Raw genomic sequence first — 26,338 nt, 5'->3', positions numbered from 1 at the left:
GGAGCGGTCTGGCCACGACGTACCGACCGTCAATGCGAGCGTAGCGAAGCAATCCAGGGCGTCCTGGTCCGGCTCTGGATTGCTTCGCTACGCTCGCAATGACGGTTGGGGTTGCCGTTATGATGCGGCCAAGCAGGATCGATGCGATCAGCCCGCGGTGAACGTCATCCCCGCGCGAGCGATCAGGCGGTCGCGCAGCGGCGCACCCATGATGGCGCCGGGTGTCCAGATGCCGCCGTCCGCCTCGACGTCGTGGAGCAGACATAGCGCGCTCTCGGCGAGCATCTTCGACGTGCAGCCGTAGCCGGGGTCGCTGTCACCGGTGACGACCGCGTCGATGCGCGTGCCGTCGGGCATCAGCCCGGCGAAGAGGATGTCGAAATAACCGGCGTCGCGCTCTTCCTTCGATGGGCCTTCGCCCGATTTCGGTCCCTTGTCCCCGGCAAACGGGTTGAGCTTCGCCAGCGCCTCAGCCGCGGCCTTGCCGAGGTCGCCGAGCCCGGCCACCACCATCTCGTCATAGACCAGATCGCCCCAGCGCTGCCCGAGCAGGAAGTTGGTGCGGTGGACGTTCTTGGTGTTGATCGGTGCCATGATGAACGGCGCGACCCATGACTGGAGCGTCGCGTCGTATTCGGGGAGCAGCCCGCCCGGCTGGTGCGGGCCGGCGTGTCCGGGGGTGAGCGCGAACGGGTCGCTGAGCAGCCCGAACAGCGACGGCTGGCGCGCGGCGGCGGCGAGCGTCGCCTTGAGGCTGGCCGCGGTGCCGCCGGAGAAGCCGCCTTTCATGTGCCGGACGCGCGCCTTGATCCGCGGCACCGGCGTGCCGAAACGCGCGAGTGCGGCCTCCTGAAGCGTCAGCACGCCGAGGTCGAACGGGATCGAATCGAAACCGCACGAAAAAACGATCCGCGCGCCGCTGCGCTGCGCCTCATCGTGATGCGCGTCGATCATCTGGCGCATCCACGCCGGCTCGCCGCACAGGTCCACATAAGCGGTGCCGGTGCTGGCGCAGGCGGCGAGCAACGTGCTGCCGTGGAGCTGATATGGGCCGACGGTACTGATGACGACCGTGGCGCGGCGGCACATCGCCTCCAGAGCGGCGGCATCGTCGCTGTCGGCAATGACCACGGGCACGTCGATCGCCAGTTCGTTGCGGACCGCAGCGAGCTTGTCCGCGGCGCGTCCGGCAATGGCCCAGCGCAGCCCGTCCTGCTCGCGCTTTGCAAGATATTCGGCGACCAGCTTGCCCGTGAAGCCGGTCGCGCCGAACAGCACGATGTCGAACTCGGCCGCCATGATCGTCAGTCCGTGCCGACCCCGGTCAGCGGCGCGCCCGAGCCGCCGGCGCGATCGTCGCTCGGGTCCTCGCCATCGTGCCCGCCGCCGGCGCTCGCCCCGCTGCCGCGCACCGCGCCGGTCTTCGGATCGAACGAGGCGCGGCGGCCGGCGTCAGCTTCCGACGCATCGAGCTGCGACGGTTGCGGCGCGACGGAGCCGGCGGGCATGTCCTCGGCCAGCTTGCGCTCGTCATCGAGCGTATAGCCCTGGCCGAACTTGCCGGTGTCCTTGTCGAAGGCGGTCCGGCGGCGATGCTGGGGATCTACGGGGTCGGTCATGGTGGCGAAACGCGCGGCGCGGGGCGATGATCCGTAGCACCGACTGGCGGCTGGAGGCTCAAGCGCCACCGCTCACCTGCTCTCGTCTTCCGGGACTTGATGCGGGATTCCGCTTCTCTCCCATCGCGTGGCCGCACTCCGGCGAAGGGCGGGGCCAGTCGGGAAGGTGGGCGTGACGAAGCGCAACCTGCATCAGCAGCGCGCCCCGACCGGATCCCGGCCTTCGCGGGGCTACGGGAAGAAGGCTCGCGCGGCGGTTCCGATCAAGTCCGGGGGACGATCACCGCCGCGTCGGCTGCTCGGCGGCCAATGCCATCGCCTGCGCCGAGCCGGTCGCCGGCTTGACCCGCGCGGCGGGCTCGTTGCGGCCGAGCGTCAGGTAAAGGACGCCCGCGATCAACGCGCAGATCACAAGCAGGGCGGGCCAGCCGGCGATGCTGCGCTGGGCGATCGGGCGAGGGTCGTGCGACATGAGGTTCTCCGGCGATCAGATTCGTCGGGACCAATAACCTGTGTTGCTGGCGTGTTCCGGGCTGGCCGGTGAGATTTTGTTGCTGTCAGGCAGCGTGCTGGTGCGCGTCGCGGTCGGACAGCGCGGCCTCCGCCTGCGCCAGCGCGCGGGCGTCGTCGACGTCGAGCCACCAGGCGTTCCCGATGTCGATGACCCTGGCTTCGCCGGTTTGGGCCAGCGCCTCGACCCCGGCCGAGATCGACCCCGGTCCACCGGCGGCGATCGAGGCACGCAGCGCGTCGTGGAAGCGCGGGTCGACCGCGAACACCCCGGTGTCGAAGCAATCGTAATCGGGCAGATGCTTGCCGATCGCGACGATCCGCTCGCCGTCGGTACGGACGCGCGTGACGTCGTCCATGTCGACGAGCGGATTGTCGAGTCGCCGGTCGATACCGAGCGTCAACGCCGCGTCCGGCGCGGCGGCGACGCGCGCGATCAGCGCGGGGTCGACGAGATGGTCGGCCATCATCAGCAGGTGGCGGCGCGCGCCGATGACCTCGGCGCCGGTCAGCACCGAATGGCCGTTGGACAGCGACCAGTCGGGCGTCCGCACGCAGCGCACCGGCAGCCCGAGCGTCGCGGCGGCAAGCGCCAGATGGCGCTCGAGCCGCTCCGCTTCATGGCCGGTGACGACCGTGACGTCAGTGACGCCGCCCGCGCGGGCGGCGTGCAGCACGCGCTCGATCAGCGCGACGCCGTGAACCAGCGTCAGCGGTTTCGAGGGTGACACCTCGCGCAGCCGGCTGCCATAGCCGGCCGCGACGATCAGCGCGTGCAAGGTCGAAAGACCTTATTCGGCGGCGAGGCGCGCGTCGGCGTGGATGAACTCGTTGGTCATCGCGGCCGCCACGTCGTCGGTCACCTGCTGCGGCGGGTGCTTGCAGAAGAACGCCGACGGGCCTTCCAGCGCGCCACCGATCCCACGCTCCATCCCGAGCTTCACGCAGCGGATCGCGTCGACCACGACCGCTGCCGAGTTCGGCGAGTCCTCGACCGACAGGCGCAGTTCGAGGTTCATCGGCACGCCACCGAACAGGTCGCCCTCAAGCCGCAGGAAGCACAGCTTGTTGTCGCCCAGCCACGGAATATAGTCCGACGGACCGACGTGGATGTTCTCGTCCGCCAGCCGCTCGGCGATCACCGCCTGCACCGCCTCGGTCTTCGACTCCTTCTTGCTCTGCAACCGGTTGCGGTCGAGCATGTTCATGAAGTCGGTGTTTCCGCCGGTGTTGAGCTGATAGGTGTGATCGATCGTCACGCCGCGCTGCCCGAACAGGTTCGACAGCACGCGGTGGACGATCGTCGCACCGACCTGCGCCTTCACGTCGTCGCCGATGATCGGCAGGCCGGCGTCGGCGAACTTCTTCTCCCACTCGGGACGCGAGGCGATGAACACCGGCATGCAGTTGACGACGCCGAGACCGGCCTCGAGCGCGCATTCCATGTAGAATTCGGTCGCGGTCTGGCTGCCGACCGGCAGGAAGTTCACGAGGATCTCCGCACCCGAGTTCTTCAGCTCGGCGATGATCTCCGCCTTCTCGGCGTCACGCGTGTCGTTGATCTCGAACCCGCGATCGTTGGCCGCGGTCAGCATGTGCGGCGCGACGCCGTCCAGCTTGGCGCCCATCTTCACGATCGTGCCGGTCTTCGGCACATCGGCATGAAAGACCTTGGTGCAATTGGGCTTCGCGAAAATCGCTTCACCCAGATCAAGCCCGACCTTGCGCGAGTCGACGTCGAATGCGGCGACGAATTCCAGATCGCCGACCTTGTATCCACCGATGTCCTCGTGGATCAGGCCCGCGGCGGTATTGCTGCCGGCATAGTGATATTTACCCTGAATTAGGCTGCTTGCGCAGTTGCCGACACCGATAACCGCAACCTTGATCGTCGCCATTCTACCCCACTTGCCGACGCTTAGTCGGACGAAAAGCCATTTTACGTTGCCGCTTCGTGACAGATACGTGGCATCTGTCAAGCGAGCCGATGCGCTGTATAGGCGCACCGGGGCAATCTCGCGAGGGACCGCGTGAACGATTCTGAAACGGCTGTGGCGGGAAAGCCGCGTGAGCTGCAAGGTTTTTTGAACAGGGTAGTATATCACCCGCTGGCGCACCGGCTGGCGAAGGCGCTGGTGCCGACGCCGGTGACGCCGAACATGGTGTCGATCGCCGGCGCGGTGATGGTGATGGTGACCGCGGTGCTGTACGCCTGGGTCGCGACGCCGGTGGCAATCGCGCTCGGGTTCGTGCTGCATTGCGGCTGGCATGTCGTCGATGGCGCGGACGGCGCGCTGGCGCGGATGTCGGGGCGTGCCTCGCCGTCGGGGGAAATCGTCGACGGGCTGTGCGACTATGCCGGGCATGGCGTGCTGTACCTGTTGCTGGCGGGGACGCTGGACGACACAATCGGCTGGATCGCGTGGCCGATCGCGATCGCGGCCGGGCTGAGCCGCGCGGTCCAGTCGGTGTTCGCTGAAAGCCAGCGGCGGACCTATCAATGGTGGGCGTATAATACGCCGTGGCTGCAGAACGCGAAGTCGGACGGACGCGGCGTCGGGGTGGCGCTGTCGAACCTCTATCTGAGCGTGTGGCACGCGCTGTCGCGCCCGACTCAGCGCGTCAACGCGCTGGTGGCGAGCGCGGAGGCCGACCCGCCCGAGCGGCGGCGGATCGCGGGGATCGCGCGGACGGTCGGGGCGCGCGCGCTGCCGCTGCTCGCCGCGCTGGGCGCCAATCCGCGCACGATCCTGCTGGGGCTGAGCATGATCGCGGGGACGCCCCTGTGGTTCTTCCTGATCGAGATCGTGGTGCTCAACATCGGGCTGGTGCTTGCGATCATGCAGGCGGCCTATCTGGGGCGGCGGATTTCGGCGTTGATCGCGGACGGGCATCAGTGACGGCGCCGGAACCCGCCCGTGCGGCGGCGGGTTGGCAACGAAGATCATAGGGAGGAGCGACGATGCGACAGATTCTGACAATGACAGGGATCGGGCTGGCGGCGCTGTCGCTGGCGGCGTGCAACGACGAGGGCAAGATGGACACCGGCACGCCGGTCGCCGGCGGCGCGCGCGCGGTGGCGATGCTGGCGACCGCGACCGGCGCGCCGGTCGGCCGGGCGAGTGCGACCGACGTGGCGGGCGGCGTGCGCTTCACCGTCGATGCGACCGGGATGCCGGCGGGAACGCACGGCGCGCACGTCCATATGGTCGGGCGCTGCGACGCGCCGGACTTCACGAGTGCGGGCGGGCACTGGAACCCGACGCAGAAGAAGCACGGCACGATGAACCCGCAGGGACCGCACCAGGGCGACCTGCCAAACCTCGTGATCGGCAGCGACGGACGCGGCACGATCGGGGCGGTGATCCCGGGCGCAACGCTCGCCGGGCTGCTGGATGCCGATGGCGCGTCGATGGTGATCCACGCCGGCCCGGACGATCTGATGACCGACCCGAGCGGCAATTCGGGCGGGCGGATCGCGTGCGGGGTGTTCCAGGCGTCGTGAGCTAGACCGGCTCCCCCGCTGCCCGCGCCCGCTGTTCACGCGTGCGTTCGGCGGCGGGGAAGCGGCGATAGGCGACCAGCCCCGCCGCCAGCGTGACCGGCACGCTGAGCAGCAACGACAGCATCCCCGTCGACAGGCTGCCGCTGAGCGTCGAGATCCGCCCGGCGAGATACGGCCCCAGCGCCAGCCCGATCAGCGTCGTGCCGATGAAGAAGGTCGCGGTCGCGGTGCCGCGCATCCGGGGCAGCACCAGATCCTGCGTCGCCGCCGCCGCCGCACCGAGCCCCCACGCCGCGAATACCTGTGCGCAAAATACGCAGACGTAGAGCACGGCCGGCGTGGCAGTCGTATAGCCCGCGATCATGAACGGCACCGGCAGCACCGCGCTGGCCAGCACCGGCACCAGCCGCCCGGCCGGGTTGCTGCGCCGCAAGCGGTCGGCGATCAGCCCGCCGGTCGTGACGCCGATGAACCCCGCCGCCGCGCCCGCGCCGCCGATGAACAGCCCGGCCTGCGCGGGCGCGACGCCGAGCACGCGGATCGCATAGGGTGCGGCCCAGAAGCTCGACGCATAGGCCATGAAGGCGTTGAGCCCGTAGGCGACCACGGTGCAGATAAAAGCGGGGGTGCCGAGGATCAGCGCGAAGGTCGGCTGGTCGCGGTGGCGCAGCGCACAGCCCCACGAGAAGACTGCATAGAAGCCGACCCCGACCGCGATCCATTGCGGCAGCGGCTCGCCGAACGCGTGGAGCAGGGCCACGACCGCGACGGTGACCGCCAGCCCCGCGAGATTGACGAGCAGCGCGCGTCGCCCCAGCCGCGCCGCGCCGATCAGGGTGAGCGGCGGCAGGATCGTCACCAGCTCGTCGCCGAAGGCGCGGAACGGCGCCGGGTGCGGGGGCGGGGTGGGCAGGCCCTCGACCGCACCGCGCACCGGCTCGCGCAGCGTCGCGACGATCAGCGCGAGCACCAGCCCCGGCACGCCGACCGCGAGGAACGCCGCCTGCCAGCCGGCGAGCCCGAGCGGTCCGCCGGCGGGATAGGCGCGGTTCCAGTTCTGGACGATCAGCCCGCCGATGAACAACGAGCAGCCGCCGCCGACATACAGGCCCGCTGAATAGATCGACAGCGCGGTCGCGCGCAGCCGCTTGGGAAAATAATCAGAAATCAGTGAGTAAGCGGAAGGAGAAGCGGTCGCCTCGCCCACCCCGACCCCGACGCGCGCGGCGGCGAGTTGCGCCCCGTTCGCGGACAATCCCGACAGCGCGGTCATCGCCGACCAGAGCGTCAGCCCGGCAGCCATCAGCCGGACGCGGTGCCAATTGTCCGCCAGCCGCCCGAGCGGGATGCCGAACAGCGCGTAGAAGACGCCGAAGGCGGTGCCGTAGAGGAAGCCGAGATCCTCATCGCGCAGGTTGAGGTCGCGCTTGATGTCCTCGGCGAGGATCGAGATCACCTGACGATCGACGAAGTTGAGGACATAGACCAGGAACAGCAGCCCCAGCACATACCATGCATAGCCGCTCGCGCGGGCGTCCTGCTCTCCGGCCATGCATCCTCCGATTTTTGCCGAGCGTAACAGAGTGGTGGTGGGAGGGAAGGGGAGGCTTCCCGCTTTTCTTTGCCGGCTTGGGGACGTTATGTCCAAGCGGAGTCGTCATTGCGAGCGTAGCGAAGCAATCCAGGGCGTCCTGGTTCGGCTCTGGATTGCTTCGCTACGCTCGCAATGACGAACGTGAGCCGGTTCCATGCCATCCTGATCCAGTGCCCGTTGCGGAAGAAGAAGTGGGGTCCCGGATCAAGTCCGGGGCGACGGCTCTTCGCCAAGCGGCCACCTCGCCACTGCCTCGTAGCGCGCGCCTTCGTGGCCGAGGATGCTCTCGAACAACGTCAGGTGCGGCATCGTGAAGTCGGGCGAAGCGAGCGCGGCGTGGTCGGCGATCCAGCGATCGATCAGCACCGGGTCGCCCGCGGTGCGCGAGAAGCGTGCGAGGGTGAGATGCGGCAGATAGCGGCGCCCATCGGGCGCGACTCCGGCGCGGGCGAGCGCCTGATCGACCTTGCGGTGGAGCGCGGCGAGCGGTTCGGCGGGGATGACGCGCGCCCAGAGCGTGTCGATCCGCCCGCGCTTGTCGAAGGTGCCCGCGCCGTCAAGGCGTACCGTCGGGGCGGGTGCGGCGATGCGCGAGAGCGCGGTGGCGACGTCCTCGGCCTGTCGCCGGTCGATCTCGCCGATGAAGCGCAGCGTCACGTGCAGCTGTTCGTCGTCCTGCCAGCGCGCGCCGGGCAGGCCTTCCATTGCGTCCAGCAACAGGGTGCGGATCGCCGGGGGCGGGCGCAGCGCGACGAAGAGGCGGTGCATGGGGCTGTAACGAACCTTTGCTGGATCGGAAGCGGGTCGGCGGCTCGCTTGAAAAGCGGAAGCCGACGCGCGATATTCCCCCTATCCGACCCATTCGTTCGGATGAAGGAGCAAAGAGACAATGGCCAATTGGTCCGATCCCCGGCCCTCCGCTGCCCCGTTTGGCGGGGCCGCTTCGGGCACCCGCACGGAGGCGCGTGACGCCGGCCTGCGGTCGTACATGCTGTCCGTCTACAATTACATGGCTTCCGGCGTGCTGTTGACCGGCATCGTCGCGCTTGGCTTTGCGTTGTCGGGCTATGCACAGGCGGTGTTCGGCACGCCGCTGCGCTGGGTCGTGGCGCTGGCGCCGCTGGCGTTCGTGTTCGCGATGAGCTTCGGGCAGGGCAAGTTCTCGACCTCGACGCTCAAGGCGATGTTCTGGGGCTTTGCGGTTGCGATGGGTCTGTCGCTGTCGTCGATCTTCTTCGTCTATTCGCCGATCGCGATCGCGCAGGCATTCGCTGCCACCGCGGCGGGCTTCGCGGCGCTGAGCCTGTACGGCTACACGACGAAGCGCGATCTGTCGGCATTCGGCACGTTCCTGATCATCGGCCTCGTCGGGCTGATCGTCGCGAGCCTCATCAACATGTTCGTCAACTCGGGGCCGCTCGGCCTGCTGATCTCGCTGGTCGGCGTGTTGCTGTTCGCGGGGCTGACCGCCTATGACACGCAGCGCACCAAGAGCCTGTACTTCCAGGTCGCGGGTTACGGCCCGGAGATGGTGGGCAAGGCAGTCGTGATGTCGGCGCTGAGCCTGTACCTCGACTTCATCAACATGTTCCTGTTCATCCTGCGCCTGTTCGGCGGGAACCGCGACTGATCCGCGGGATTGAATGACGGAACGTCAGGGGCTCGGCGGGTGACCGCCGGGCCCTTTCTCTTATGTGGAAGGGGCGAGATGCGCCTGTCGATCGAGGCCGTGCTGGATTACGGCTTCCCTGCCCCGGCCGACGTGCTGCTCCAGATCGAGGTCGCGGCCCTCTCCGACCAGATGCTGGAGGCGCAGTCGCTGGTGATCGAATCGGATCAGCCGATCCGTGCGGTCGCGGGCGAGGACGGGATCGGGCAGCGTTGCTGGGCGCGCGCCGAGCACCGGCTGGTCGCACGCTACAGCGCGATCGTCGCGATCGATCGACCATTGGTACGGCTCGAAACATTGCCCGCCACCCCGGCGGCGCGATTACCCGCGGCGACGATCCCGTATCTGTTGCCCAGTCGCTATTGTGAGGCTGACCGGTTCGACCATTTCGTCCGCCGCACCTTCGCCGGGTTGAGCGGCGGCGCGCTGGCGGTAGCGTTGGCCGGTTGGGTGCGCGACAATCTCGACTACGCACCGGTCGCGCCGGGCGGCGGTGCGCTGCACACCTTTGCCGAACGGCGCGGGGTGTGCCGCGACTATGCGCATCTGCTCGTCGCGCTGGCGCGGGCGGCGGAGATCCCGGCGCGCTGCGTGTCGGCCTATGCGCCCGGTGTCGATCCGCCCGATTTCCATGCGGTTGCCGAGCTGTGGCTGGACGGCGCGTGGCACCTGCTCGACGCCACCGGGATGGCGCGGCCCGACGAGATTGCGCGGGTCGGGGTGGGACGCGACGCGACCGACATCGCGTTCATGACGATCTTCGGCACCGCCAGCCTGTGGGAGCAGCGGGTGCGGGTGACCCGGCTGACTTGATCGCCGGGTCAGGAACGCGGCGGCGGCCCCGGCGTTGGGATGTGAACCAATATGTCCGTATGAGGAGGGTATGATGACCGAAGCGAGCCCGATCGACGACCGCGCGCTCGACAGCCTGTCGGTGGCGCCCGATGCGGGCAATGCCGGCGGATCGAAGGACCCGCGCCAGGATGCCGGGCAGGACCGCTCGATCGAGAAGCGGCTGGCCAAACATCCCGGTAGCGAGGACGCGCGGCTCGACGCCGGTCTGGACGAGACAATGGACGCCTCCGACCCGGTGTCGATCACCCAGCCGGGGCGCAGCGAGCCGGCGCCATCGTCCGGGTTCGACGCGGCCGAAGAAGCGGAACGGCAGCGCGACGCCTGAGTGACCTTGATTTTACATCGTGTTTCAGCCGCTCCGGACCCGATCCGGGGCGGCTTTTCTCCAGCCCCACATCGTCCGGTCGTCTGAATCGACGGTCCTACTCCGTTCGTCGCATCCATGTTGCGGTGCGGCACGGCCCATGCTGACTTATGACAGTCGGAAGACGGCGCCGTTAAGCCAAGTGTTAACCACTTTGGCGCATTCTTCCGGGCATTGGATCATGCGCGGCGGGGTGTGACGATGGGTAGAATGAAAGCGGCCGAAGGGGCGATGACGCTGGCCGAAATGAAGGAATTCGCGACCTTCCCGGCGGCGACGCAGCGGTACATCCGCCGCAGCCTCGACGTGGGTCTGGACCGCGACGATGCGCTGGCGCGCTGGTCGCGCGACGTGGTCGAGGCGGCGAGCATCCGGGCACAGGCGCAGCACTATCGTCGGCTTCCGGCGATCCGCACGCTTGTCCCCGACGACAGCGGGCTGGATGCGGCGGAGCAGGTGCTGGCACCGCTGATCACGCTGGCGGCGTTCGATCTGGGGCAGGGGCGCATCACCACCTTCTCGGCGTTCCGCTTCCTGTTCGAGCGACTGGTGGGCGCGAAAGTGCGCCCGTGGCTGCCCTCGGCGTTCTGCTCGGCGGCGGCGATGCCGCACCTGCACCCGGAATTGCGGCGGCGACTGCTCCAGTCGATCAGCGAGGCGGCCGCAACCGCATCGGGCTGGTCGTCGCGGCCGCCGGCATTCTTCCCGCACTGGGTCGAGAAGGTCGACACCGCCGCGCTGCCGCACTGAGCGTCAGACGTAGCGAAGCTCGATCGACAGCCCGGTGTCGCGTGCGGCATCGGCGAAGACGCCGGTGACGCGAGCGAGATAGTCGATCAGTGGCTCGGGGAGGGGCGTATCGATCGCGATCTCGACGGTGAGCGGGGGTCGGACGCGGTTTTCGCCGGCGACCAGACCATCGTAGAGCGCGTCGAGGTTCGGTCCATGCCAGTCGGGTGCGCCCAGCGCCGGCAACAGCGCCGCCCAGAAATCCTCGCGGTGCTGCCAACCGCGCGCGTCGAGCCGGATCAGCGGCATGCGCGCCATCCGCGGGCGCCGCGCGCCGCCTGATCGAGGTGGAAATGGTCGCGGTGCGCGGCGTTGTAATCGGGTGAAAGCACGGTCGCGAACAGCCCGCATGCGCCGTCGCGCACCTCGCGCAGAAATGCCGCCTTTGCTCCTGCTCCCTTCCAGTCGCGCGCGATGCTGATCCGCGTACCGTCCGACAGGGCAAAGCCGGCGATGTCGATCGCGTCGGCCGTCGAATGCTCGCTCCACGCGCCCGCGGCGCGGCCGTAGAGCCGGCGACACGAATAGCTGCCGTAATGGTCGACGCGGATGACGCGCGCGTCGAAATGGCGGCGCGCGGCAGGGGCGAGGACGTCCCACTCCCACATCGTCAGCGCGGCGGCGACCGGGCAGGCGATGCCGAGATTGGCGGGGGACAGCGCCGTATTGCGCGCGCCCCCGTCGGTCAGTCGCACCGCATCGTCATAGCCGCATCGGCCGTCGCGACGCGCGGGCAGCGCGGTGAAGCGCACGCCGGCCTGCGTCAGCAAGCCGCGGCACAAGGCGGCATCCTCGGTCAGCGCGGTCAGCTTTCGCCCGGTGAACAGCCCCACGGGTTGCCCGAGATCGAGCGGCGTCCATGGCAGGTCCTGTGGCCGGCCGCGCAATGTGCCCCACGCAATGAGTGCGAGCGTCGCGATCACGGCCAGCGCAACGCTCCAGCCGACGACGCGGCGGATCGTGCGTGCTAGCCGCGCCGGACCAGATCGCGGCGTTCGGCCGTGACGGGGTAGCCGAGGTCGTCGGGAATGCAGAGATATTCCTCCCCGTCGCGGGTTTCGGACCATGGCACCACGACCCGCACCGGAAAGGCGCGCGCCTGTGCCACCGCTGCGGCGTGCGAAGGGAACAGGGCAAGCCGCTCGAGGTTGCGACGGGTCGGAAAGATCAGCGACAGGCGACCGGCATCGGCGTCGTCGAGCACTCTTTTTGCGGTCGCCCAGCACAGCCGGACGTTCTCGGTGCCGTCGACCCGCGGCGCGGGCGCGTCCGGGGGCAGCGCGGCGAGATAGAAGCGGGTGTCGTAGCGACGCACCGGGCTATAATCGGGGCGCCAGCGGGCGAAGGGGACGAGCGCGTCAAGGTCGAGCGTCGCACCGACCGCTCCAAGCGCTTCGCCGAACGACGCACCGTCGTCGAGTGCGGCGCGGATCGTCGCGATCGCGGCGGCATCGGGTGTCCGGGCGAAACCGATCGGCAGTGCGGCTTCCTCGATCGTCTCGCGGATGGCGGCGATCCGCGCAGCACCCTCTTCGATGTCCGGGACGCCGAGCGCGCGGGCGAGATCATGATCGCCGGGATCGACCCGGCCGCCGGGGAAGACCATCGCCCCGGGCGCGAAGGCCATTACGCCGGCACGCTCGACCATCAGGATCTCAGGGGCGCCACGGGCACGATCGCGCATGACCACGAGGGTGGCAGCGGGCCGGGCTTCGGGGAAGGCGGGGGGAGAATCAGTCATCGGCGGCGGGTGGTGGAGCTGAGGGGAATCGAACCCCTGACCTCTGCAGTGCGATTGCAGCGCTCTCCCATCTGAGCTACAGCCCCGCCCGCCGATGCCCGGCCGTGGCCGGGAGCGACGCCCTTAAACGCGATCCGCAGACGACGCAACCGCCCTGATCGCGCAAAGCTGAAAAATCGCGAGCGGCCAGCCGGTAGGCGTGTGCGACGAAAACAACGTTATGCGGGTGTAACGACAGGAACGAACTGCCTCAGATCAGCTTTTCTCCCAGTACTGGCGTGACGCCGCAACGCGGTGCGCGACCCGTGTCTGACGCAGGAGAATCATGATGGGCTACGAACGCTATCCGCGCGGGACCGACCCGAAGAGCGACTATTACGGTCGCAGCGAAACGCAGGACTATGGTCGTGATTATGGCTCCGGTCGCTCCGGCAGCTATTCGAGCGCCCGCGACTATCAGGCGGCGGGATCGTCGAACCGCGACCGTGACGATAACCGTGACAACCGCGGTGGCTACGGCCAGAGCAGCGACACGTCGCAGCGCGGATATGGCCGTGAGAGCTACGGACGCGAGAGCTATGGCCGCGACAATGACGGTCAGGGCAGCTATGGGCAGCGCGAGGGCTATGGCCGTCAGCAGGGCGGCTTCGGCAGCTATGATCGTGACCGCGAGGACCGCGGTTATTCGAGTGGACAGCGCAGCGACTATCGCGATCGCTACAGCGAGCGGTCCGGCGGCGGCTATGGCCAGCAGCAGCGCTACGGCCAGTCGTCGGGATACGGTCAGGGCGGCGAATATCATGGCAGCTATGGCTCGGATAGCCGTCGCTTCAACGATGTCGGATCGCACCGGCACGACGACGACGACAATTATCGTGGCGGCGCACAGAGCCGTCATCGCGATCGCGGCGCAAATTACGGTCGTCAGCCGCAGGGCTATGACTACGACGATCGCGGCTTCTTCGCCCGTGCCGGCGATGAGGTCCGCAGCTGGTTCGGCGATGAGGATGCCGAGCGCCGCCGTGAGGCCGACAGCCGCTACGACGAGCGTTATTACCAGCAGCAGGGCCGCTCGGACCGCGACGGCGATTATCACAACTGGCGCTCGGGCCAGATCGCCGCACTCGACCGCGACTATGACGAATATCGCCAGGAAAACCGCTCGCGCTTCGAGAATGAATTCTCGTCCTTCCGTTCGGAGCGCCAGACGCAGCGCGCCTCGCTCGACCAGGTGCAGGAGCATTTCGAGGTGGTCGGTTCGGACGGCAGCCATGTCGGCACTGTCGACAAGGTGCGCGGTGACCGCATCCTGTTGACCAAGAACGATGTCGATGCGGGTGGCCAGCATCACTCGATCCCGTCGCGCTGGATCAAGTTGGTCGAGGACAAGAAGGTGACGCTGTCCAAGACCGCCGACGAGGCCAAGCAGCATTGGCGTAACGAGGAATCGAACCAGGCAATGTTCGGCTACGGCGATCGCACCAGCGATCGTGACCGGACGCAGCGTTCGACCACCACCTCGTCGTCGACGACCGGTACGAGCACGACCGGTGGCGCGTCCACCGCGGGGACGACGACCGGCGCAACCGACCAGAAGGACACTAACCTCAACAGCAGCTTCTCCGGCACTTATTGAGCTGGCGCGGCACGCGTCGCCGGAGGGCGGCGCGGCTGTGACGGAAGGCCCCGGACCGGACGGTCCGGGGCTTTTTCGTGTGTGGCGGCAGAGGTGGCAATTCCGTGGCAAAGGCCCCACATCGGTTGGGCATGATGTATCCCCGCCGCACGCAATCGCAGATCATCCGCGTCATCGATCTCGAAACCACCGGCGCCGCGCCGCCCGCGCATGCAGTGTGCGAAGTCGGCTGGCAGGACGTCGCGCTGGGCGCTGACGGGCGGTGGGAGTTGTATGGCGAAGGCGGCAACATCCTCGTCAACCCCGGTCGTCCGATGCCCGCGGTCACGCAGGCGATCCACCACATCCGGGACGAGGACGTGGCCGATGCGCCGTGGTGGCATGATATCGCGCGGCAGGTGCTTGACCCTTATCCGCGGCGTGTCGCGCTGGCGGCGCACCGCGCGGCGTTCGAGGAGCAATTCTGCACCCCGGCGCTGACACACGGCGCGGACTGGATCTGCACCTGGAAGTGCGCGCTGCGGCTGTGGCCGGATTCGCCGAGCTATTCCAATCAGGTGCTGCGGTACTGGCGCAAGCCGGTCGGGATGGATCATGAACGCGGGCTGCCCGCACACCGCGCTTTCCCCGATGCGTATGTCACCGCCCACCATCTGCGCGACCAGCTAAACGAGGCGTCGGTTGCGCAGCTGATCCAATGGTCGAGCGAGCCCGGCCTTTTGCCGCGCGTTCGCTACGGGCCGGACCGTGGCAAGGAATGGCGCGAGATCGAGGAGGAGAGCCTGGTCAAGTTCATGACCGATCGCGATCCCGACGTCCGCTTCACCGCGGAAACTGAAATGGCGCGCCGGCGCGGCGGCGGGCACGTCGGGCGGATGACGGCGCAGGAGCTGTTGCTCTAGCGGCGTTTCGCGAACCTAAGTCAGTCACGCTGCATCTTCGGCTGGCGCGGCGCGGCATCAGGCAGTAACGGATGCGTAATGGCCGATCTGCCTGCTGCTACCCCGATCAATCGTTCGCTTGCGCGGCGCATGACCGCGTTGATGGCGTTCGGCTTTCTCGCGCTGGTGCTGGTCGGCTACGCCGCGGTGCGCGTCATGCAGCGCAACGAGCTGCATACCGGGCTGGTCGAACATACCTATCAGGTCGAACGCGCGGTGCTCGACGTCCGCCGGCTGGTCGAGGAAAGCGAGGCGGCGCGGCGCGGAACGATGCTGATCCCGACCCGCGACGTCACGCGCGCGAACTTTCTGCGCGCGCGCGCGCAACTGCCGGCAGCACTGGCGCGGATCGAGGCGCTGACGCGCGACAATCCGGCGCAACGCCGGTATCTGCAAGGTCTTCGGCTGCAACTGGGCAGCCTGCTGGCGCGGCAGGACCGCACGCTGACCCTGCTGGACCAGGGCGATCAACGCGGCGCAATCCTGAGTTTCGCCAACGATGCCGAGGTGCGCGACGTCGTGACGATTCGCAACGTCCTCGACCGGATGGCACGGATCGAGCGGCGACTGATGACGCACCGCGACGCCGAGCTGCGGGCGAGCCAGCGCGCCTTCTACACGCTGATCGGGTTCGGCGGCGTGGTGCTCGCGGTGGTGGCGGTTATTTCGACGCTCACGATCCTGTCCTATACCCGCGACCTGGCGCGCTCGGACGAGGCGTTGCGGGAGCTCAACGCCGGGCTGGAGGACATGGTCGCGGCGCGTACCGAGGACCTGACGCGGGCTAATGAGGAGATCCAGCGCTTCGCCTACATCGTCAGCCATGATCTGCGCTCGCCTCTGGTCAATGTGATGGGCTTTACCGCCGAACTGGAGACCGCCGCGGCGTCGCTGCGCGCGTTGGTCGAGCGCGTCGATGCCGAGGCGCCGGCGGTGGCGAGCGAGGAGGCGCGGCTGGCGGCGACCGAGGATCTGCCCGAGGCGATCGGTTTCATCCGCACCTCGACGCAGAAGATGGACCGGCTCATCAACGCGATCCTGCAATTGTCACGACAGGGTCGACGCGCGCTGGCGCCGGAGAAGATCGACGTCGCCGCGCTGATCCGCCAGATCGGCGACACGCTGTCGCATCGTTTGTCCGAAACCGACACCGTGCTGTCGGTCGAGGGGACGCTGCCGGTGGTGGTGAGCGATCGGCTGGCACTCGACCAGATTTTCTCGAACCTGATCGAGAATGCGGTGAAGTATCTCCGCCCCGGCGTGCCCGGCCGCATCACCGTCACCGGGCGGCGCGGGCGCGACCGGGTGTTCTACACGATCAGCGACAACGGCCGCGGCATCGATCCGCGTGACCACCAGCGCGTCTTCGACCTGTTTCGCCGCTCCGGCGCGCAGGATCGGCCCGGCGAGGGGATCGGGCTGGCCACGGTCCGCGCGCTCGTCTTCCGGCTGGGCGGCTCGATCGACGTCGCTTCCGAACTCGGGCAGGGGGCGGCGTTCACCGTGTCGCTGCCGCTCGTCATCGCCAAACAGGAACTCAACCCATGAACGCGCCCCAGTCCGTCAACATCGTGATGATCGAGGATGACGAAGGTCATGCGCGGCTGATCGAGAAGAACATTCGTCGTGCCGGGATCATGAACCCGATCCGCCACTTCACCGATGGCACCACCGCGCTCGACTATATCTTCAACGACACCACCGGGCCGCAGCTTAACGGCCCGGCGCTGGTGCTGCTCGATCTCAACCTGCCCGACATGAGCGGAACCGACATTCTGACGAAGATCAAGAACAGCGACGGTCCGGTGAAGCGCACGCCGGTGGTGGTGCTGACCACGACCGACGATAGCCGCGAAATCCAGCGCTGCTATGATCTGGGCGCGAACGTCTATATCACCAAGCCGGTGAATTATGAGAGTTTCGCACAGGCGATCCGCCAGCTGGGGCTGTTCCTTTCGGTGATTCAGGTCCCCGATCTGGGCGACGCGCACTGACGATGGAGCCGCCGCGCATCCTCTACATCGATGATGATGCGGGCATCCGCCGGCTGGTGGCGCGCGCGCTGGAGCGGCGCGGGTACAAGGTGACGGTCGCCGATGGCGGTGAGGCAGGGGTGGCACTGGCCGCCGCCGAGCCGTTCGATGTCGTTGCGGTCGACCATTATATGCCGGGGATCGACGGGCTGGAGACGATGGCGCGGCTGTCGGCGCTGCCCGATGCACCGCCGATGGTCTATGTCAGCGGCTCTGAGGAAACGCAGGTCGCGCTGGCGGCGCTGCGCGGTGGCGCGGCGGACTATATCGTCAAGACGCCGGGCGACGACTTCTTCGACCTGCTCGACGCGACGTTCCGGCAAGTGATCGAGCGCGCGCATCTGGCCCGGGCCAAGGCGCGCGCCGAGGACGATCTGCGCGCCAGCAATGCGCGGCTGGAGGCGTTGCTCGCGGAGGTGAACCACCGCGTCGCCAATTCGCTGCAACTGGTGTCGGCGATGGTGCGGATGCAGTCGAGCGCGCTGAGTGACGAGGCGGCGCGCGCCGCGCTGGAGGATACGCAGCGCCGGATCAGCGCGATCGCGCAGGTGCACCGGCGGCTCTACACTGGCGACGATGTCGAGAACGTCGACATGTTCGATTATCTGACGCAGTTGATCGACGAGCTGACGCAGACCTGGTCGACCGACGATTGCCCGCGCGCGCTGGTGCTCCATGCCGAGCCGCTGCGGCTGCCGACCGACCGCGCGGTGTCATTGGGGGTGATCGTCACCGAGCTGGTGAGCAACGCGTGTAAATACGCCTATCCGGGTGGGCCCGGCGAGGTGCGCGTGCGGCTGTCGCGCGACGGCGACGAGCGGTTCCGGCTGACGGTCGAGGATGACGGGATCGGGCTGGGCGACGCGCCGCCGAAGGGGACAGGCGTGGGGACGCGGTTGATCCGCGCAATGGCGCAGAGCCTCGATTCGATCGTGGAATATGATCGGACGCACAGCGGCACGCGCGCGATCGTTGCGGCGGCGATGGGGTAGCAACAGGCCCGTCGCCCCTGCGGAGGCAGGGGCCAATGTCTGTTTCGACCGTCGGTACATCTGACACAGGCGACGTAGCCAATGTGTCAGTTGTCGCGATCCATTCGACAGTCATGGGCCCCTGCCTGCGCAGGGGGGCGACGGTGGTTGATCGTTGCGCGGCGACGGCCCTCAATCGAGGTTGGGGCGCAGCAGGCGCGTCGCGCGCTCCATGTCGACGCCGAGCCGCTGCGCATAATCCGCCAGCTGGTCCTCACCGATCCGCGCGACGCCGAAATACTCCGCCTGCGCATGGCCGAAATAGAAGCCGCTGACCGCCGCGGTCGGCAGCATCGCGAAGCTCTCGGTCAGCTCCAGCCCGACGTTCTTCCCCGCGTCCAGCATCTCGAAGAGCCGCACCTTGAGCGAATGTTCGGGGCAGGCGGGGTAGCCCGGGGCGGGGCGGATGCCGCGATATTGCTCGCGGATCAGCGCGTCGTTGGTCAGTTGCTCGTCGCGCGCATAGCCCCACAGCGTCTGCCGAACGTGCTGGTGCAGCGCCTCGGCGAACGCCTCGGCGAAGCGGTCGGCGAGCGCCTTCAACAGGATGTCGTTGTAATCGTCGTTGTCGGCCTTGTAGCGCGCGAGGTGCGCGTCGATGCCGTGGATGCCGACCGCGAAGCCGCCCATCCAGTCGCCCGCCGGGTCGATGAAATCGGCGAGGCACATGTTGGCGCGGCCCTCGCGCTTGGCGATCTGCTGGCGCAGGAACGGCAGCCGCGTCGAATGTTCGTTGCGGCGGTCGAGATCGGGGACGTTGAAGCCCTCCGGCACGCTGCCGCCGTCGGGCGAGCGATGGTCGACGCTGTGGCGATCGTGGACCCAGACATCGTCGTCGTGGCGATGGCAAGGCCACAGCCCGGCGACGCCGCGCGCCGTCAGCCACTTTTCCGAGACGATCCGGTCGAGCATCGCCTGCGCATCGGCGAAGAGCGACGACGCGCTCTCGCCAACGACGTCGTCCGTCAGGATCGCGGGATAATTGCCCGCCAGCTCCCAGGCGCGGAAGAATGGCGTCCAGTCGATGAACTCGCGCAGATGCGCCAGATCCCAGTCGTCGAACACGTGCACGCCCGGCTGCGCGGGGGCGGTCGCCTTGAGCGCCATGTCGGCGACGAAGCCGCGCTTGCGCGCCTCGTCGAGCGGCAGCAGCTTGTTCTGCCCCTTGCCCTCGCGCGCGTCGCGCACCGCCTGATAATCCCTGGCGACTCCGGCGACATAATCGTCGCGGATCGTGTCGGAGACCAACGTCGTCGCCACGCCGACCGCGCGGCTGGCGTCGAGCACATGGACGACCGGACCGGTGTACGCAGGCGCGATGCGCAGCGCGGTATGGACCTTCGACGTGGTCGCGCCGCCGATCAGCAGCGGCATCTGCATCTGCGCGCGCTGCATCTCCTCGGCGACCGTCACCATCTCGTCGAGCGACGGGGTGATGAGGCCGGACAGGCCGATCATGTCGGCGTCATTCTCGTTCGCGGCCTCAAGGATCTTCGACCACGGCACCATCACACCGAGATCGATCACCTCGAAGCCGTTGCACTGGAGCACGACGCCGACGATGTTCTTGCCGATATCGTGGACGTCGCCCTTGACGGTCGCCATCACGACCTTGCCCTTGCCCTTCGCGCCCGGTTCCTTGGCGGCCTCGATGAACGGCATCAGGTGCGCGACCGCCTTCTTCATGACGCGCGCCGACTTCACGACCTGCGGCAGGAACATCTTGCCCGAGCCGAACAGGTCACCGACGACGTTCATTCCGTCCATCAACGGCCCTTCGATCACCTCGATCGGGCGCGCGAACATCTGGCGACATTCCTCGGTATCGTCGACGACATGCGCATCGATGCCCTTCACCAGCGCATATTCGAGCCGCTTGCGCACGTCGAGCGAGCGCCATTCGGCGGCCTGCTTCTCGGCCGCCGCATCGGTGCCGCGGAACTTCTCGGCGAGCGCGACCAGCCGGTCGCCGGCCTCGGGATCGCGGTTGAGGATGACGTCCTCGCACGCCTGGCGAAGCACCGGGTCGATCGCGTCATAGACGTCGAGCTGCCCGGCGTTGACGATCGCCATGTCCATGCCGGCGGGGATTGCGTAATAGAGGAACACCGAGTGCATCGCGCGGCGCACCGGCTCGTTGCCGCGGAAGCTGAACGACAGGTTCGACAGACCGCCCGAGATATGGACGTGCGGGCAGCGCGCCTTGATCTCGCGGCACGCCTCGATGAAGTCGACGCCGTAGTTGTTGTGCTCCTCGATGCCGGTCGCGACCGCGAAAACGTTGGGATCGAAGATGATGTCCTCGGGCGGGAAGCCGATACCGGTCAGCAGCTTGTAGGCGCGCTCGCAGATCTCGACCTTGCGCTGCCGGGTGTCGGCCTGTCCGACCTCGTCGAACGCCATCACGACCACCGCCGCGCCGTAATTCATGCACTTGCGCGCGTGCGCGAGGAATTGCTCCTCGCCTTCCTTCATGCTGATCGAATTGACGATCGGCTTGCCCGAGACGCACTTGAGCCCGGCCTCGATCACGTCCCACTTTGAGGAGTCGATCATCACCGGCACGCGCGCGATATCGGGCTCGGCGGCGATCAGCTTGAGGAAGGTGGTCATGGCGTGGTGCGCGTCGAGCAGCCCCTCGTCCATGTTGACGTCGACCACCTGCGCGCCATTCTCGACCTGCTGGCGCGCGACCTCGACCGCGCGGGTATAGTCGCCGGCGAGGATCATCTTCTTGAACGCCGCCGAGCCGGTGACGTTCGTGCGCTCGCCAATGTTGACGAACTGGGTCGAGGAAGCGGTCATTGCGTGTCCGAGAAACGAGCGAAAAGGTCGACGAGCGCAGCTTCGCCCGCGATCTCGCAATCAGAGGTATAGCGTTCGATTTCGACGTGCCCGTCCTCGAACACCTCGATCTCCCACCGCTCGCCGGGCACCGCGGCATCGATCATGATCGCGTCGTCGCGGATGCTCGTGATGGTATGATGAATGCGCGCGGCGTTAAGCCGGGCGATGATGGCGAAGGGCGTCATGCCGCCATCGTGAACGGTTCGAGGCCGGCCAGACGCGTTCGCGTCGGCGGCACCGCGATCCTACGCGGCATTACCCCGCGCGCCATGTCGGCGATCGCCTTGATGTGAGCCGGCGTCGAACCGCAACAGCCGCCCAGCACGTTGACCTGCCCCGCCTGCGCCCACTCACCGACCAGCCCGGCGGTCGTCTCCGGTTCCTCGTCATAGGCGCCCAGTTCGTTGGGCAGCCCGGCGTTGGGATAGACCATGATGAGCGTGTCGCAGAGTTCGCTCAGCACCTTGACGTGCGGGCGCAATTGCTCGGCACCGAACGAGCAGTTTAGCCCGATCGTCAGCGGCCGGGCGTGGCGCACCGCGTGCCAGAACGCCTCGACGGTATGTCCCGACAGATTGCGCCCCGACAGATCGGTCAGCGTCATCGACAGCATGATCGGCAGGTCGCGGCCCAGTGCCTCGCCCGCCTCGATCGCGGCCATGATGCCGGCCTTGGCGTTGAGCGTGTCGAAGACCGTTTCGATCAGCACGAAGTCCGCGCCGCCCTCGACAAGCGCGTCGATCTGCTCGCGGTACACGTCCTTCAGATAATCGAAGTCGATCTCGCGATAGCCGGGGTCGTTGACGTCCGGGCTAAGCGACAGCGTCTTGTTGGTCGGCCCGATCGCGCCGGCCACGAAGCGCGGCCGGCCGTCCTTCGCCTGATATTCGTCGGCGATGCGGCGCGCGAGCTTCGCGCTCTCGACGTTGATCTCACGCACCAGCCCTTCGGCGCCGTAATCGGCCTGGCTGATGCGGTTGGCGGAGAAGGTGTTGGTCTCGGCGATGTCGGCCCCGGCCTCGAAATAGGCGCGGTGGATCGACTCGGGCACCGCGGGCTTGGTCAGCGCGAGGATGTCGTTATTGCCCTTCTGGTCGTGGCCGAGCGTCAGCGTGCCGGCGTAATCGGCCTCCGACAATTTCCAGTTCTGGATCTCGGTACCGAACGCGCCGTCGGTGATGAGGATGCGCTTGGCCGCCTCGGCGTTGAAGGTGTCGCGAATGGTCATGCCGCCGCCCTTTCCTGTGCCGGGCGGCTGCGGACGCCCAGCAGGTGACAGATGGCGAAGCTCAGCTCCGCCTTGTTCATCGTATAGAAGTGGAGCTGCTTCACCCCGCCGGCGTAGAGCTTGCGGCAGAGTTCGGCGGCGACGGTCGCGGCGACGAGCTGGCGCGCGGCGGGATGGTCGTCGAGCCCCTCGAACAGCCGCACCAGCCAGCCCGGCACGTCGGTGTTGCACATCGTCGCCATGCGCGTGACCCCGGCGAAGCTGCCGATCGGCATGATTCCGGGGACGATCTCCGCGCGGATCCCGGCGGCGGCGGCAGCGTCGCGGTAGCGGAAGAAGGTCTCGGCCTCGAAGAAGAATTGCGTGATCGCGCGGTTCGCGCCCGCATCAAGCTTGCGCTTGAGATTGTCGAGATCGGCGGCGAGGTCGGCCGAGTTCGGGTGCATCTCCGGATAGGCAGCGACCGAAATCTCGAATGGGTGCAGCCGGCGCAACCCCTCGACAAGCGCGGCGGCATTTTCATAGCCGCCGGGGTGCGGGGCGTAATCGGCGGCACCGGCGGGCGGATCGCCGCGCAGCGCGACGATGTGGCGCACGCCCGCCGCCCAATATTCCTGCGCAACCGCGTCGATCTCATCACGCGTCGCCTCGACGCAGGTGAGGTGCGCGGCGGCGGGCACCTTGGTTTCGCGGGCGATCCGCGCGACGGTGGCGTGGGTACGGTCACGCGTCGAGCCGCCCGCGCCATAGGTGACGGAGAGAAAACGCGGGCTCAGCGGGCACAGCGTCTCGATCGACTGCCAGAGATTCTCCTCGGCCTTGTCGGTCTTCGGCGGCGAGAATTCGAAACTGACCTCAACGTCGCCGCCGACGTCGGCGTAGAGCGGCGCTTCCAGCGCGCGCCGCGCCTCTTCGAGCTGATTGACCGAGAACGTCATGCCGCCTTTACCTCCCGCACCGGGACGCCGTGTTTGCGCCCGAGCCATAATTTGACCGTCAGTTCGCCGCCTTCGAGGGTTTCGACCCGTTCCAGCGCCAGCCCGGCAGTGGCGAACCAGCCCGCGACCTGCGCGTCGGCGAAGCCGAGCCGCGTGTGCGCATCGCGCGCGCGCAACTCCTCGCGATCGTGGCTGGCGAAATCCGCGATCAGCAACCGCCCGAATGCATCGAGCACGCGTGCTGCCTCCGCGATCGCCGCGCCGGGCTGCTGCGCGAAATGCAGGACATGATGGAGGATCGCCACATCGACCCCGCCATCGGCTACCGGCAAAGCGTAAAGATCGGCTTGCCGCAGTTCGGCCTGCTCACCGACCCGCGCGCGCGCCAGTCGCAGCATCTCGCTGCTCTTGTCGATCCCCAGCACATGCGTTGCGCGAGGGGCGAACAGCTCGATCATCCGGCCGGTGCCTGTACCGATGTCGATCAACCGCCCGAGCGGCGCCGGTCCGAGCAATGTCCGCATCGCGGCCTCAACCTGATCCTCCGCAACATGCAGCGAGCGGATCGCATCCCATTCGTCGGCATGAGCCTCGAACCATGCCGCCGCCGCTGCCGCACGGTCGGCGCGCACCGCCGACAGTCGCGCGACATCGGACTCGACCTCCGCCGCGACGCCATATGCGTCGAGCGCCGCCATCACCGGCGCGACGCGGGCCGCCTCGCCGAGCGCTACGAAGACCCAGCTGCCTTCCTTGCGCCGCTCCGCGAGGCCGGCATCGCACAGGATCTTGACGTGGCGCGACACGCGAGGCTGGCTTTGCCCCAGCACCTGCGCCAGTTCGCCGACCGACAATTCCATGGTGCCGAGCAGCGCGACGATCCGCAGCCGCGAGGCGTCGGCAAGCGCGCGGAAGATGTCGAGGGCTAGCTTCATGCGACCACATATAAAGATATCTTTATATGGGTCAACGCAGGAGCGGCGATGAACCTTTTACCCGCATCTTTCGTTCGCGTTGCCGCTGCGGCTATTTTGCCGGCGTAACGAAACAGGGAGAAACCTGATGAAGCGTCTTTTCACCACCGGCCTGATCGCCGCCACCGCGCTGGGCCTCGCCGCATGCAGCCAGCATGCGCAGAACCAGACCGCCGAAGCCGGCAACGCGATCGCTGCCGATACCACGGCGACCACCTCGAACGCTGTGAACGACGTCGACGCGGCGACCGATCGCGCGCTCGACAAGGCCGAGAACAGCCTCGACCGCACCGGCGATGCGCTGAAGAACAGCGGTGACCGCGCCGCGGACGCGACCGGGAACGCGATGGTGCGGGCGGGCGAGGATCTGCGCGACAAGAACTGATGTGACTGCCGTCGCGGCTGATCGCAGCTGCGGCGGTTTCTCCAGCGGGACGAACGTCATGACCGACAAGCGGCGCCTCGGCGCATCCGAACTGCGGATCATCCCGCTGGTGCTTGGCGGTAACGTCTTCGGCTGGACCGCGGACCGCGACGCGTCGTTCGCCGTGCTCGACGCGTTCGTCGCAGGCGGCGGGACGATGATCGATACCGCCGATGTCTACTCCGCCTGGGTCGATGGCCATCGGGGTGGCGAATCGGAGACGATGATCGGTGCATGGCTGCGCGAACGCGGTGTGCGGGACCGGGTGTTGATCGCCACCAAGGTCGGGATGTTGCCGGGCGAAGGCGGCGAGAAGCTGGCACCGGCACGGATCGTTGCGGCGTGCGAGGCGTCGCTGCTGCGGCTCGGTACCGATCGGATCGACCTCTATTTCGCGCATCAGGACGACGAGCAGCAGCCGCAGGAGGCGGTCGCGGAGGCGTTTGCGACGCTGGTGCAGGCCGGCAAGGTTCGCGTGCTGGGCGCATCCAATTTCCACGCTGGCCGGCTGAAAGCAGCGGTCGAAGCAGCGCGCGCGGCGGCACTGCCGCATTACCAGGTGCTGCAGCCCGAATATAATCTGGTCAGCCGTCACAGATTCGAGGGCGAGCTGCAGGATTATTGCGTGACCGAGAACGTCGGCGTCGTACCCTATTATGGGCTGGCCTCGGGATTCCTGACCGGCAAGTACCGAACGAGCGACGATCTCTCGAAAAGTGTCCGTGGCGCGCGGATGGGCGATCTGCTCGACGGCAGGGGCGCCGCCGTGCTCGGGGCAATGGATGCGGTCGCCGCGGAGAGCGGCGCGACGCTGGCGCAGATCGCGCTGGCGTGGTTGATCGCGCAGCCGGGCGTGACGGCGCCGATCGCGAGCGCCACCTCGGCGACGCAGGTCGAGGAACTGCTCGGCGCGACCGCGATCCGGTTGACCGCCGACCAACTCGAGCGGCTGACCACCGCAGGTGCCTGACCGGCAGCTGCGACGCTGGCTGGGGCGGCTGACGTTGCTGCTGGTCGCGTTCGCGGCATGGCCGGCGCAGGCGGCGGTGACGATCACCTTCTGGAGCCGCGATTTCGGCAACAGCTTTCCACACGCCTTCTTCATGCTGCGCGGCACCCCCGATGGCGGCGGGGTGCCGGTCGACGCGGCCTATGGCTTCACGGCGCGGTCGCTGACCCCCGCGATCCTGTTCGGCAACGTCGCCGGACGGGTTGAACGACCGAAGCCCGGCTATATGGCGGGCAGCCACGTCCGCTTCTCGCGCAAACTGACCGACGCGCAATATGGCGCGATCGTGGCGCTGATCCGCGAGTGGCATGAGCGCACGGGCGATTCGACCTACAATCTCAACAAACGAAACTGCGTAACCTTCGTGCGCGAGGCGGCGCGGCGCTCCGGACTGACGATCGTCGATTTTCCAAAGCTGATGAAGAAGCCGAGCGGCTATCTGCGTGCCGTCATGGCCGCGCAGCCGCAGGCGGTGACAGGGATCGACAAGAGCGGGAAGGAATATCTGGCGACGCTGCCCGCAATCGATGGTGTGGTGCCGGTCGATGCGCCGGAGAGCACCCCGGGGAAGCGGGAATGAACCCGGTTCGTCACGCTGGGTCTTAGCCGGGATCCCGCATTGTATTGCGAC

The 26,338-nt window shown here is 67.7% G+C and carries 29 protein-coding genes and 1 tRNA gene; 14 read left to right on the top strand and 16 right to left on the bottom strand.

The annotated features are described in order from the left end of the window. Nucleotides 1–147 precede the first annotated feature (147 nt). The 5 genes from BACI71_RS03335 to BACI71_RS03315 all read right to left on the bottom strand — a co-directional run bounded on the left by BACI71_RS03335 (nucleotide 148) and on the right by BACI71_RS03315 (nucleotide 4,027). The gene (locus BACI71_RS03335) at nucleotides 148–1,299 is read right to left on the bottom strand and encodes a saccharopine dehydrogenase family protein (RefSeq protein WP_159755015.1); all 1,152 of its coding nucleotides are present in this window, start codon (nucleotides 1,297–1,299) and stop codon (nucleotides 148–150) included. Nucleotides 1,300–1,304: 5 nt separating this feature from the next. Then, nucleotides 1,305–1,619 carry a hypothetical protein gene (locus BACI71_RS03330; RefSeq protein WP_159755012.1) on the bottom strand — a complete coding sequence of 105 codons (315 nt, stop codon included), beginning with the start codon at nucleotides 1,617–1,619 and terminating at the stop codon, nucleotides 1,305–1,307. A 280-nt stretch (nucleotides 1,620–1,899) separates the two neighbouring features. Beyond that, complete coding sequence (locus BACI71_RS03325; RefSeq protein ID WP_159755009.1) at nucleotides 1,900–2,091, bottom strand: hypothetical protein; 192 nt, start codon at nucleotides 2,089–2,091, stop codon at nucleotides 1,900–1,902. 85 nt (nucleotides 2,092–2,176) lie between these two features. Then, the gene (locus BACI71_RS03320; RefSeq protein WP_159755006.1) at nucleotides 2,177–2,908 is read right to left on the bottom strand and encodes a phosphocholine cytidylyltransferase family protein; all 732 of its coding nucleotides are present in this window, start codon (nucleotides 2,906–2,908) and stop codon (nucleotides 2,177–2,179) included. 12 nt (nucleotides 2,909–2,920) lie between these two features. Continuing rightward, nucleotides 2,921–4,027: an inositol-3-phosphate synthase gene (locus BACI71_RS03315; RefSeq protein ID WP_159755003.1), complete on the bottom strand. Its 1,107-nt coding sequence runs from the start codon at nucleotides 4,025–4,027 to the stop codon at nucleotides 2,921–2,923. A gap of 186 nt (nucleotides 4,028–4,213) precedes the next feature. On the opposite strand from BACI71_RS03315, the gene BACI71_RS03310 reads away from it, so the two are divergent. After that, the gene (locus BACI71_RS03310) at nucleotides 4,214–5,029 is read left to right on the top strand and encodes a CDP-alcohol phosphatidyltransferase family protein (protein WP_159755000.1); all 816 of its coding nucleotides are present in this window, start codon (nucleotides 4,214–4,216) and stop codon (nucleotides 5,027–5,029) included. 62 nt (nucleotides 5,030–5,091) lie between these two features. Further along, entirely contained in the window at nucleotides 5,092–5,634 is a 543-nt protein-coding gene (locus tag BACI71_RS03305; RefSeq protein ID WP_159754997.1) for a superoxide dismutase family protein, read from the top strand. A 1-nt stretch (nucleotide 5,635) separates the two neighbouring features. On the opposite strand, the gene BACI71_RS03300 is transcribed toward BACI71_RS03305, so the two are convergent. Next, nucleotides 5,636–7,186: a spinster family MFS transporter gene (locus tag BACI71_RS03300; protein ID WP_159754994.1), complete on the bottom strand. Its 1,551-nt coding sequence runs from the start codon at nucleotides 7,184–7,186 to the stop codon at nucleotides 5,636–5,638. Nucleotides 7,187–7,432: 246 nt separating this feature from the next. Next, entirely contained in the window at nucleotides 7,433–7,996 is a 564-nt protein-coding gene (gene thpR / locus BACI71_RS03295; RefSeq protein ID WP_159754991.1) for an RNA 2',3'-cyclic phosphodiesterase, read from the bottom strand. A gap of 121 nt (nucleotides 7,997–8,117) precedes the next feature. Between thpR and BACI71_RS03290 the strand changes: the two genes are divergently transcribed. The 4 genes from BACI71_RS03290 (at nucleotide 8,118) to BACI71_RS03275 (ending at nucleotide 10,866) form a co-directional block, all read left to right on the top strand. Further along, nucleotides 8,118–8,858: a Bax inhibitor-1/YccA family protein gene (locus tag BACI71_RS03290; RefSeq protein ID WP_159754988.1), complete on the top strand. Its 741-nt coding sequence runs from the start codon at nucleotides 8,118–8,120 to the stop codon at nucleotides 8,856–8,858. A 78-nt stretch (nucleotides 8,859–8,936) separates the two neighbouring features. Beyond that, on the top strand, nucleotides 8,937–9,710 hold the full coding sequence (locus tag BACI71_RS03285) for a transglutaminase-like domain-containing protein (RefSeq protein WP_159754985.1): 774 nt from the start codon (nucleotides 8,937–8,939) through the stop codon (nucleotides 9,708–9,710). A gap of 73 nt (nucleotides 9,711–9,783) precedes the next feature. Continuing rightward, on the top strand, nucleotides 9,784–10,077 hold the full coding sequence (locus BACI71_RS03280; RefSeq protein WP_159754982.1) for a hypothetical protein: 294 nt from the start codon (nucleotides 9,784–9,786) through the stop codon (nucleotides 10,075–10,077). Nucleotides 10,078–10,326: 249 nt separating this feature from the next. Next, entirely contained in the window at nucleotides 10,327–10,866 is a 540-nt protein-coding gene (locus tag BACI71_RS03275) for a hypothetical protein (protein WP_443018445.1), read from the top strand. Between the two features lie 3 nt (nucleotides 10,867–10,869). Here the strand turns inward: BACI71_RS03275 and BACI71_RS03270 are convergent, their stop codons facing one another. The 4 genes from BACI71_RS03270 to BACI71_RS03255 all read right to left on the bottom strand — a co-directional run bounded on the left by BACI71_RS03270 (nucleotide 10,870) and on the right by BACI71_RS03255 (nucleotide 12,732). Next, entirely contained in the window at nucleotides 10,870–11,163 is a 294-nt protein-coding gene (locus BACI71_RS03270; protein WP_159754976.1) for a barstar family protein, read from the bottom strand. Continuing rightward, entirely contained in the window at nucleotides 11,145–11,825 is a 681-nt protein-coding gene (locus tag BACI71_RS03265; RefSeq protein ID WP_236553052.1) for an extensin-like domain-containing protein, read from the bottom strand. Before BACI71_RS03265 ends, BACI71_RS03270 begins: the two co-directional genes overlap by 19 nt. Nucleotides 11,826–11,872: 47 nt before the next feature. Next, nucleotides 11,873–12,646: an NUDIX hydrolase gene (locus BACI71_RS03260; RefSeq protein ID WP_159754970.1), complete on the bottom strand. Its 774-nt coding sequence runs from the start codon at nucleotides 12,644–12,646 to the stop codon at nucleotides 11,873–11,875. Nucleotides 12,647–12,656: 10 nt separating this feature from the next. Beyond that, nucleotides 12,657–12,732: transfer RNA gene (locus BACI71_RS03255), tRNA-Ala, on the bottom strand. Nucleotides 12,733–12,974: 242 nt separating this feature from the next. Between BACI71_RS03255 and BACI71_RS03250 the strand changes: the two genes are divergently transcribed. From BACI71_RS03250 to BACI71_RS03230, 5 genes are all read left to right on the top strand, one after another. After that, the gene (locus tag BACI71_RS03250) at nucleotides 12,975–14,282 is read left to right on the top strand and encodes a DUF2171 domain-containing protein (RefSeq protein WP_159754967.1); all 1,308 of its coding nucleotides are present in this window, start codon (nucleotides 12,975–12,977) and stop codon (nucleotides 14,280–14,282) included. Between the two features lie 131 nt (nucleotides 14,283–14,413). Continuing rightward, nucleotides 14,414–15,184, top strand: coding sequence for a 3'-5' exonuclease (locus tag BACI71_RS03245; protein ID WP_236552792.1), 771 nt, complete (start codon nucleotides 14,414–14,416; stop codon nucleotides 15,182–15,184). A gap of 78 nt (nucleotides 15,185–15,262) precedes the next feature. Then, nucleotides 15,263–16,771: a sensor histidine kinase gene (locus BACI71_RS03240; RefSeq protein ID WP_159754964.1), complete on the top strand. Its 1,509-nt coding sequence runs from the start codon at nucleotides 15,263–15,265 to the stop codon at nucleotides 16,769–16,771. Next, on the top strand, nucleotides 16,768–17,217 hold the full coding sequence (locus BACI71_RS03235) for a response regulator (RefSeq protein ID WP_159754961.1): 450 nt from the start codon (nucleotides 16,768–16,770) through the stop codon (nucleotides 17,215–17,217). The genes BACI71_RS03240 and BACI71_RS03235 overlap by 4 nt, the downstream gene beginning before the upstream one ends. Nucleotides 17,218–17,219: 2 nt before the next feature. Next, complete coding sequence (locus BACI71_RS03230) at nucleotides 17,220–18,248, top strand: sensor histidine kinase (protein ID WP_159754958.1); 1,029 nt, start codon at nucleotides 17,220–17,222, stop codon at nucleotides 18,246–18,248. Nucleotides 18,249–18,419: 171 nt separating this feature from the next. Here the strand turns inward: BACI71_RS03230 and metH are convergent, their stop codons facing one another. From metH to BACI71_RS03205, 5 genes are read right to left on the bottom strand one after another with little or no spacing between them, the layout of a single operon-like run. Then, nucleotides 18,420–21,092: a methionine synthase gene (metH, locus tag BACI71_RS03225; RefSeq protein WP_159754955.1), complete on the bottom strand. Its 2,673-nt coding sequence runs from the start codon at nucleotides 21,090–21,092 to the stop codon at nucleotides 18,420–18,422. Then, nucleotides 21,089–21,319, bottom strand: a complete 231-nt coding sequence (locus tag BACI71_RS03220) for a hypothetical protein (protein ID WP_159754952.1) — start codon at nucleotides 21,317–21,319, stop codon at nucleotides 21,089–21,091. Before BACI71_RS03220 ends, metH begins: the two co-directional genes overlap by 4 nt. After that, nucleotides 21,316–22,362 carry a homocysteine S-methyltransferase family protein gene (locus BACI71_RS03215; RefSeq protein ID WP_159754947.1) on the bottom strand — a complete coding sequence of 349 codons (1,047 nt, stop codon included), beginning with the start codon at nucleotides 22,360–22,362 and terminating at the stop codon, nucleotides 21,316–21,318. Before BACI71_RS03215 ends, BACI71_RS03220 begins: the two co-directional genes overlap by 4 nt. Then, on the bottom strand, nucleotides 22,359–23,300 hold the full coding sequence (gene metF, locus BACI71_RS03210) for a methylenetetrahydrofolate reductase [NAD(P)H] (RefSeq protein ID WP_159754943.1): 942 nt from the start codon (nucleotides 23,298–23,300) through the stop codon (nucleotides 22,359–22,361). The genes BACI71_RS03215 and metF overlap by 4 nt, the downstream gene beginning before the upstream one ends. Continuing rightward, a complete protein-coding gene (locus BACI71_RS03205; protein ID WP_159754939.1) occupies nucleotides 23,297–24,235 on the bottom strand; it encodes an ArsR/SmtB family transcription factor in 939 nt (312 codons plus the stop codon). Before BACI71_RS03205 ends, metF begins: the two co-directional genes overlap by 4 nt. Nucleotides 24,236–24,362: 127 nt before the next feature. Here BACI71_RS03205 and BACI71_RS03200 point away from each other — a divergent pair, with 127 nt between their 5' ends. From BACI71_RS03200 to BACI71_RS03190, 3 genes are read left to right on the top strand one after another with little or no spacing between them, the layout of a single operon-like run. Beyond that, complete coding sequence (locus BACI71_RS03200; protein WP_159754936.1) at nucleotides 24,363–24,659, top strand: hypothetical protein; 297 nt, start codon at nucleotides 24,363–24,365, stop codon at nucleotides 24,657–24,659. Between the two features lie 58 nt (nucleotides 24,660–24,717). Then, on the top strand, nucleotides 24,718–25,668 hold the full coding sequence (locus BACI71_RS03195; RefSeq protein ID WP_159754933.1) for an aldo/keto reductase: 951 nt from the start codon (nucleotides 24,718–24,720) through the stop codon (nucleotides 25,666–25,668). Beyond that, nucleotides 25,661–26,287 carry a hypothetical protein gene (locus BACI71_RS03190; protein ID WP_201297280.1) on the top strand — a complete coding sequence of 209 codons (627 nt, stop codon included), beginning with the start codon at nucleotides 25,661–25,663 and terminating at the stop codon, nucleotides 26,285–26,287. The genes BACI71_RS03195 and BACI71_RS03190 overlap by 8 nt, the downstream gene beginning before the upstream one ends. Nucleotides 26,288–26,338: the final 51 nt, after the last annotated feature.

Source organism: Sphingomonas sp. 8AM (assembly GCF_902506455.1).
Lineage (GTDB): Bacteria > Pseudomonadota > Alphaproteobacteria > Sphingomonadales > Sphingomonadaceae > Sphingomonas.
The sequence above is the reverse complement of the archived record's forward strand: the minus strand, read 5'-3'. Positions and strand labels throughout refer to the sequence as shown.

What these genes read in the sequence shown, in the direction of transcription:
- BACI71_RS03335 (WP_159755015.1), bottom strand. Translation starts at nt 1,299, where the DNA reads ATGGCGGCCGAGTTCGACATCGTGCTGTTCGGCGCGACCGGCTTCACG.
- BACI71_RS03330 (WP_159755012.1), bottom strand. Translation starts at nt 1,619, where the DNA reads ATGACCGACCCCGTAGATCCCCAGCATCGCCGCCGGACCGCCTTCGAC.
- BACI71_RS03325 (WP_159755009.1), bottom strand. Translation starts at nt 2,091, where the DNA reads ATGTCGCACGACCCTCGCCCGATCGCCCAGCGCAGCATCGCCGGCTGG.
- BACI71_RS03315 (WP_159755003.1), bottom strand. Translation starts at nt 4,027, where the DNA reads ATGGCGACGATCAAGGTTGCGGTTATCGGTGTCGGCAACTGCGCAAGC.
- BACI71_RS03305 (WP_159754997.1), top strand. Translation starts at nt 5,092, where the DNA reads ATGCGACAGATTCTGACAATGACAGGGATCGGGCTGGCGGCGCTGTCG.
- BACI71_RS03300 (WP_159754994.1), bottom strand. Translation starts at nt 7,186, where the DNA reads ATGGCCGGAGAGCAGGACGCCCGCGCGAGCGGCTATGCATGGTATGTG.
- thpR (WP_159754991.1), bottom strand. Translation starts at nt 7,996, where the DNA reads ATGCACCGCCTCTTCGTCGCGCTGCGCCCGCCCCCGGCGATCCGCACC.
- BACI71_RS03290 (WP_159754988.1), top strand. Translation starts at nt 8,118, where the DNA reads ATGGCCAATTGGTCCGATCCCCGGCCCTCCGCTGCCCCGTTTGGCGGG.
- BACI71_RS03285 (WP_159754985.1), top strand. Translation starts at nt 8,937, where the DNA reads ATGCGCCTGTCGATCGAGGCCGTGCTGGATTACGGCTTCCCTGCCCCG.
- BACI71_RS03280 (WP_159754982.1), top strand. Translation starts at nt 9,784, where the DNA reads ATGACCGAAGCGAGCCCGATCGACGACCGCGCGCTCGACAGCCTGTCG.
- BACI71_RS03275 (WP_443018445.1), top strand. Translation starts at nt 10,327, where the DNA reads ATGAAAGCGGCCGAAGGGGCGATGACGCTGGCCGAAATGAAGGAATTC.
- BACI71_RS03270 (WP_159754976.1), bottom strand. Translation starts at nt 11,163, where the DNA reads ATGGCGCGCATGCCGCTGATCCGGCTCGACGCGCGCGGTTGGCAGCAC.
- BACI71_RS03260 (WP_159754970.1), bottom strand. Translation starts at nt 12,646, where the DNA reads ATGACTGATTCTCCCCCCGCCTTCCCCGAAGCCCGGCCCGCTGCCACC.
- BACI71_RS03250 (WP_159754967.1), top strand. Translation starts at nt 12,975, where the DNA reads ATGGGCTACGAACGCTATCCGCGCGGGACCGACCCGAAGAGCGACTAT.
- BACI71_RS03245 (WP_236552792.1), top strand. Translation starts at nt 14,414, where the DNA reads ATGATGTATCCCCGCCGCACGCAATCGCAGATCATCCGCGTCATCGAT.
- BACI71_RS03240 (WP_159754964.1), top strand. Translation starts at nt 15,263, where the DNA reads ATGGCCGATCTGCCTGCTGCTACCCCGATCAATCGTTCGCTTGCGCGG.
- BACI71_RS03235 (WP_159754961.1), top strand. Translation starts at nt 16,768, where the DNA reads ATGAACGCGCCCCAGTCCGTCAACATCGTGATGATCGAGGATGACGAA.
- BACI71_RS03230 (WP_159754958.1), top strand. Translation starts at nt 17,220, where the DNA reads ATGGAGCCGCCGCGCATCCTCTACATCGATGATGATGCGGGCATCCGC.
- metH (WP_159754955.1), bottom strand. Translation starts at nt 21,092, where the DNA reads ATGACCGCTTCCTCGACCCAGTTCGTCAACATTGGCGAGCGCACGAAC.
- BACI71_RS03220 (WP_159754952.1), bottom strand. Translation starts at nt 21,319, where the DNA reads ATGACGCCCTTCGCCATCATCGCCCGGCTTAACGCCGCGCGCATTCAT.
- BACI71_RS03215 (WP_159754947.1), bottom strand. Translation starts at nt 22,362, where the DNA reads ATGACCATTCGCGACACCTTCAACGCCGAGGCGGCCAAGCGCATCCTC.
- metF (WP_159754943.1), bottom strand. Translation starts at nt 23,300, where the DNA reads ATGACGTTCTCGGTCAATCAGCTCGAAGAGGCGCGGCGCGCGCTGGAA.
- BACI71_RS03205 (WP_159754939.1), bottom strand. Translation starts at nt 24,235, where the DNA reads ATGAAGCTAGCCCTCGACATCTTCCGCGCGCTTGCCGACGCCTCGCGG.
- BACI71_RS03200 (WP_159754936.1), top strand. Translation starts at nt 24,363, where the DNA reads ATGAAGCGTCTTTTCACCACCGGCCTGATCGCCGCCACCGCGCTGGGC.
- BACI71_RS03195 (WP_159754933.1), top strand. Translation starts at nt 24,718, where the DNA reads ATGACCGACAAGCGGCGCCTCGGCGCATCCGAACTGCGGATCATCCCG.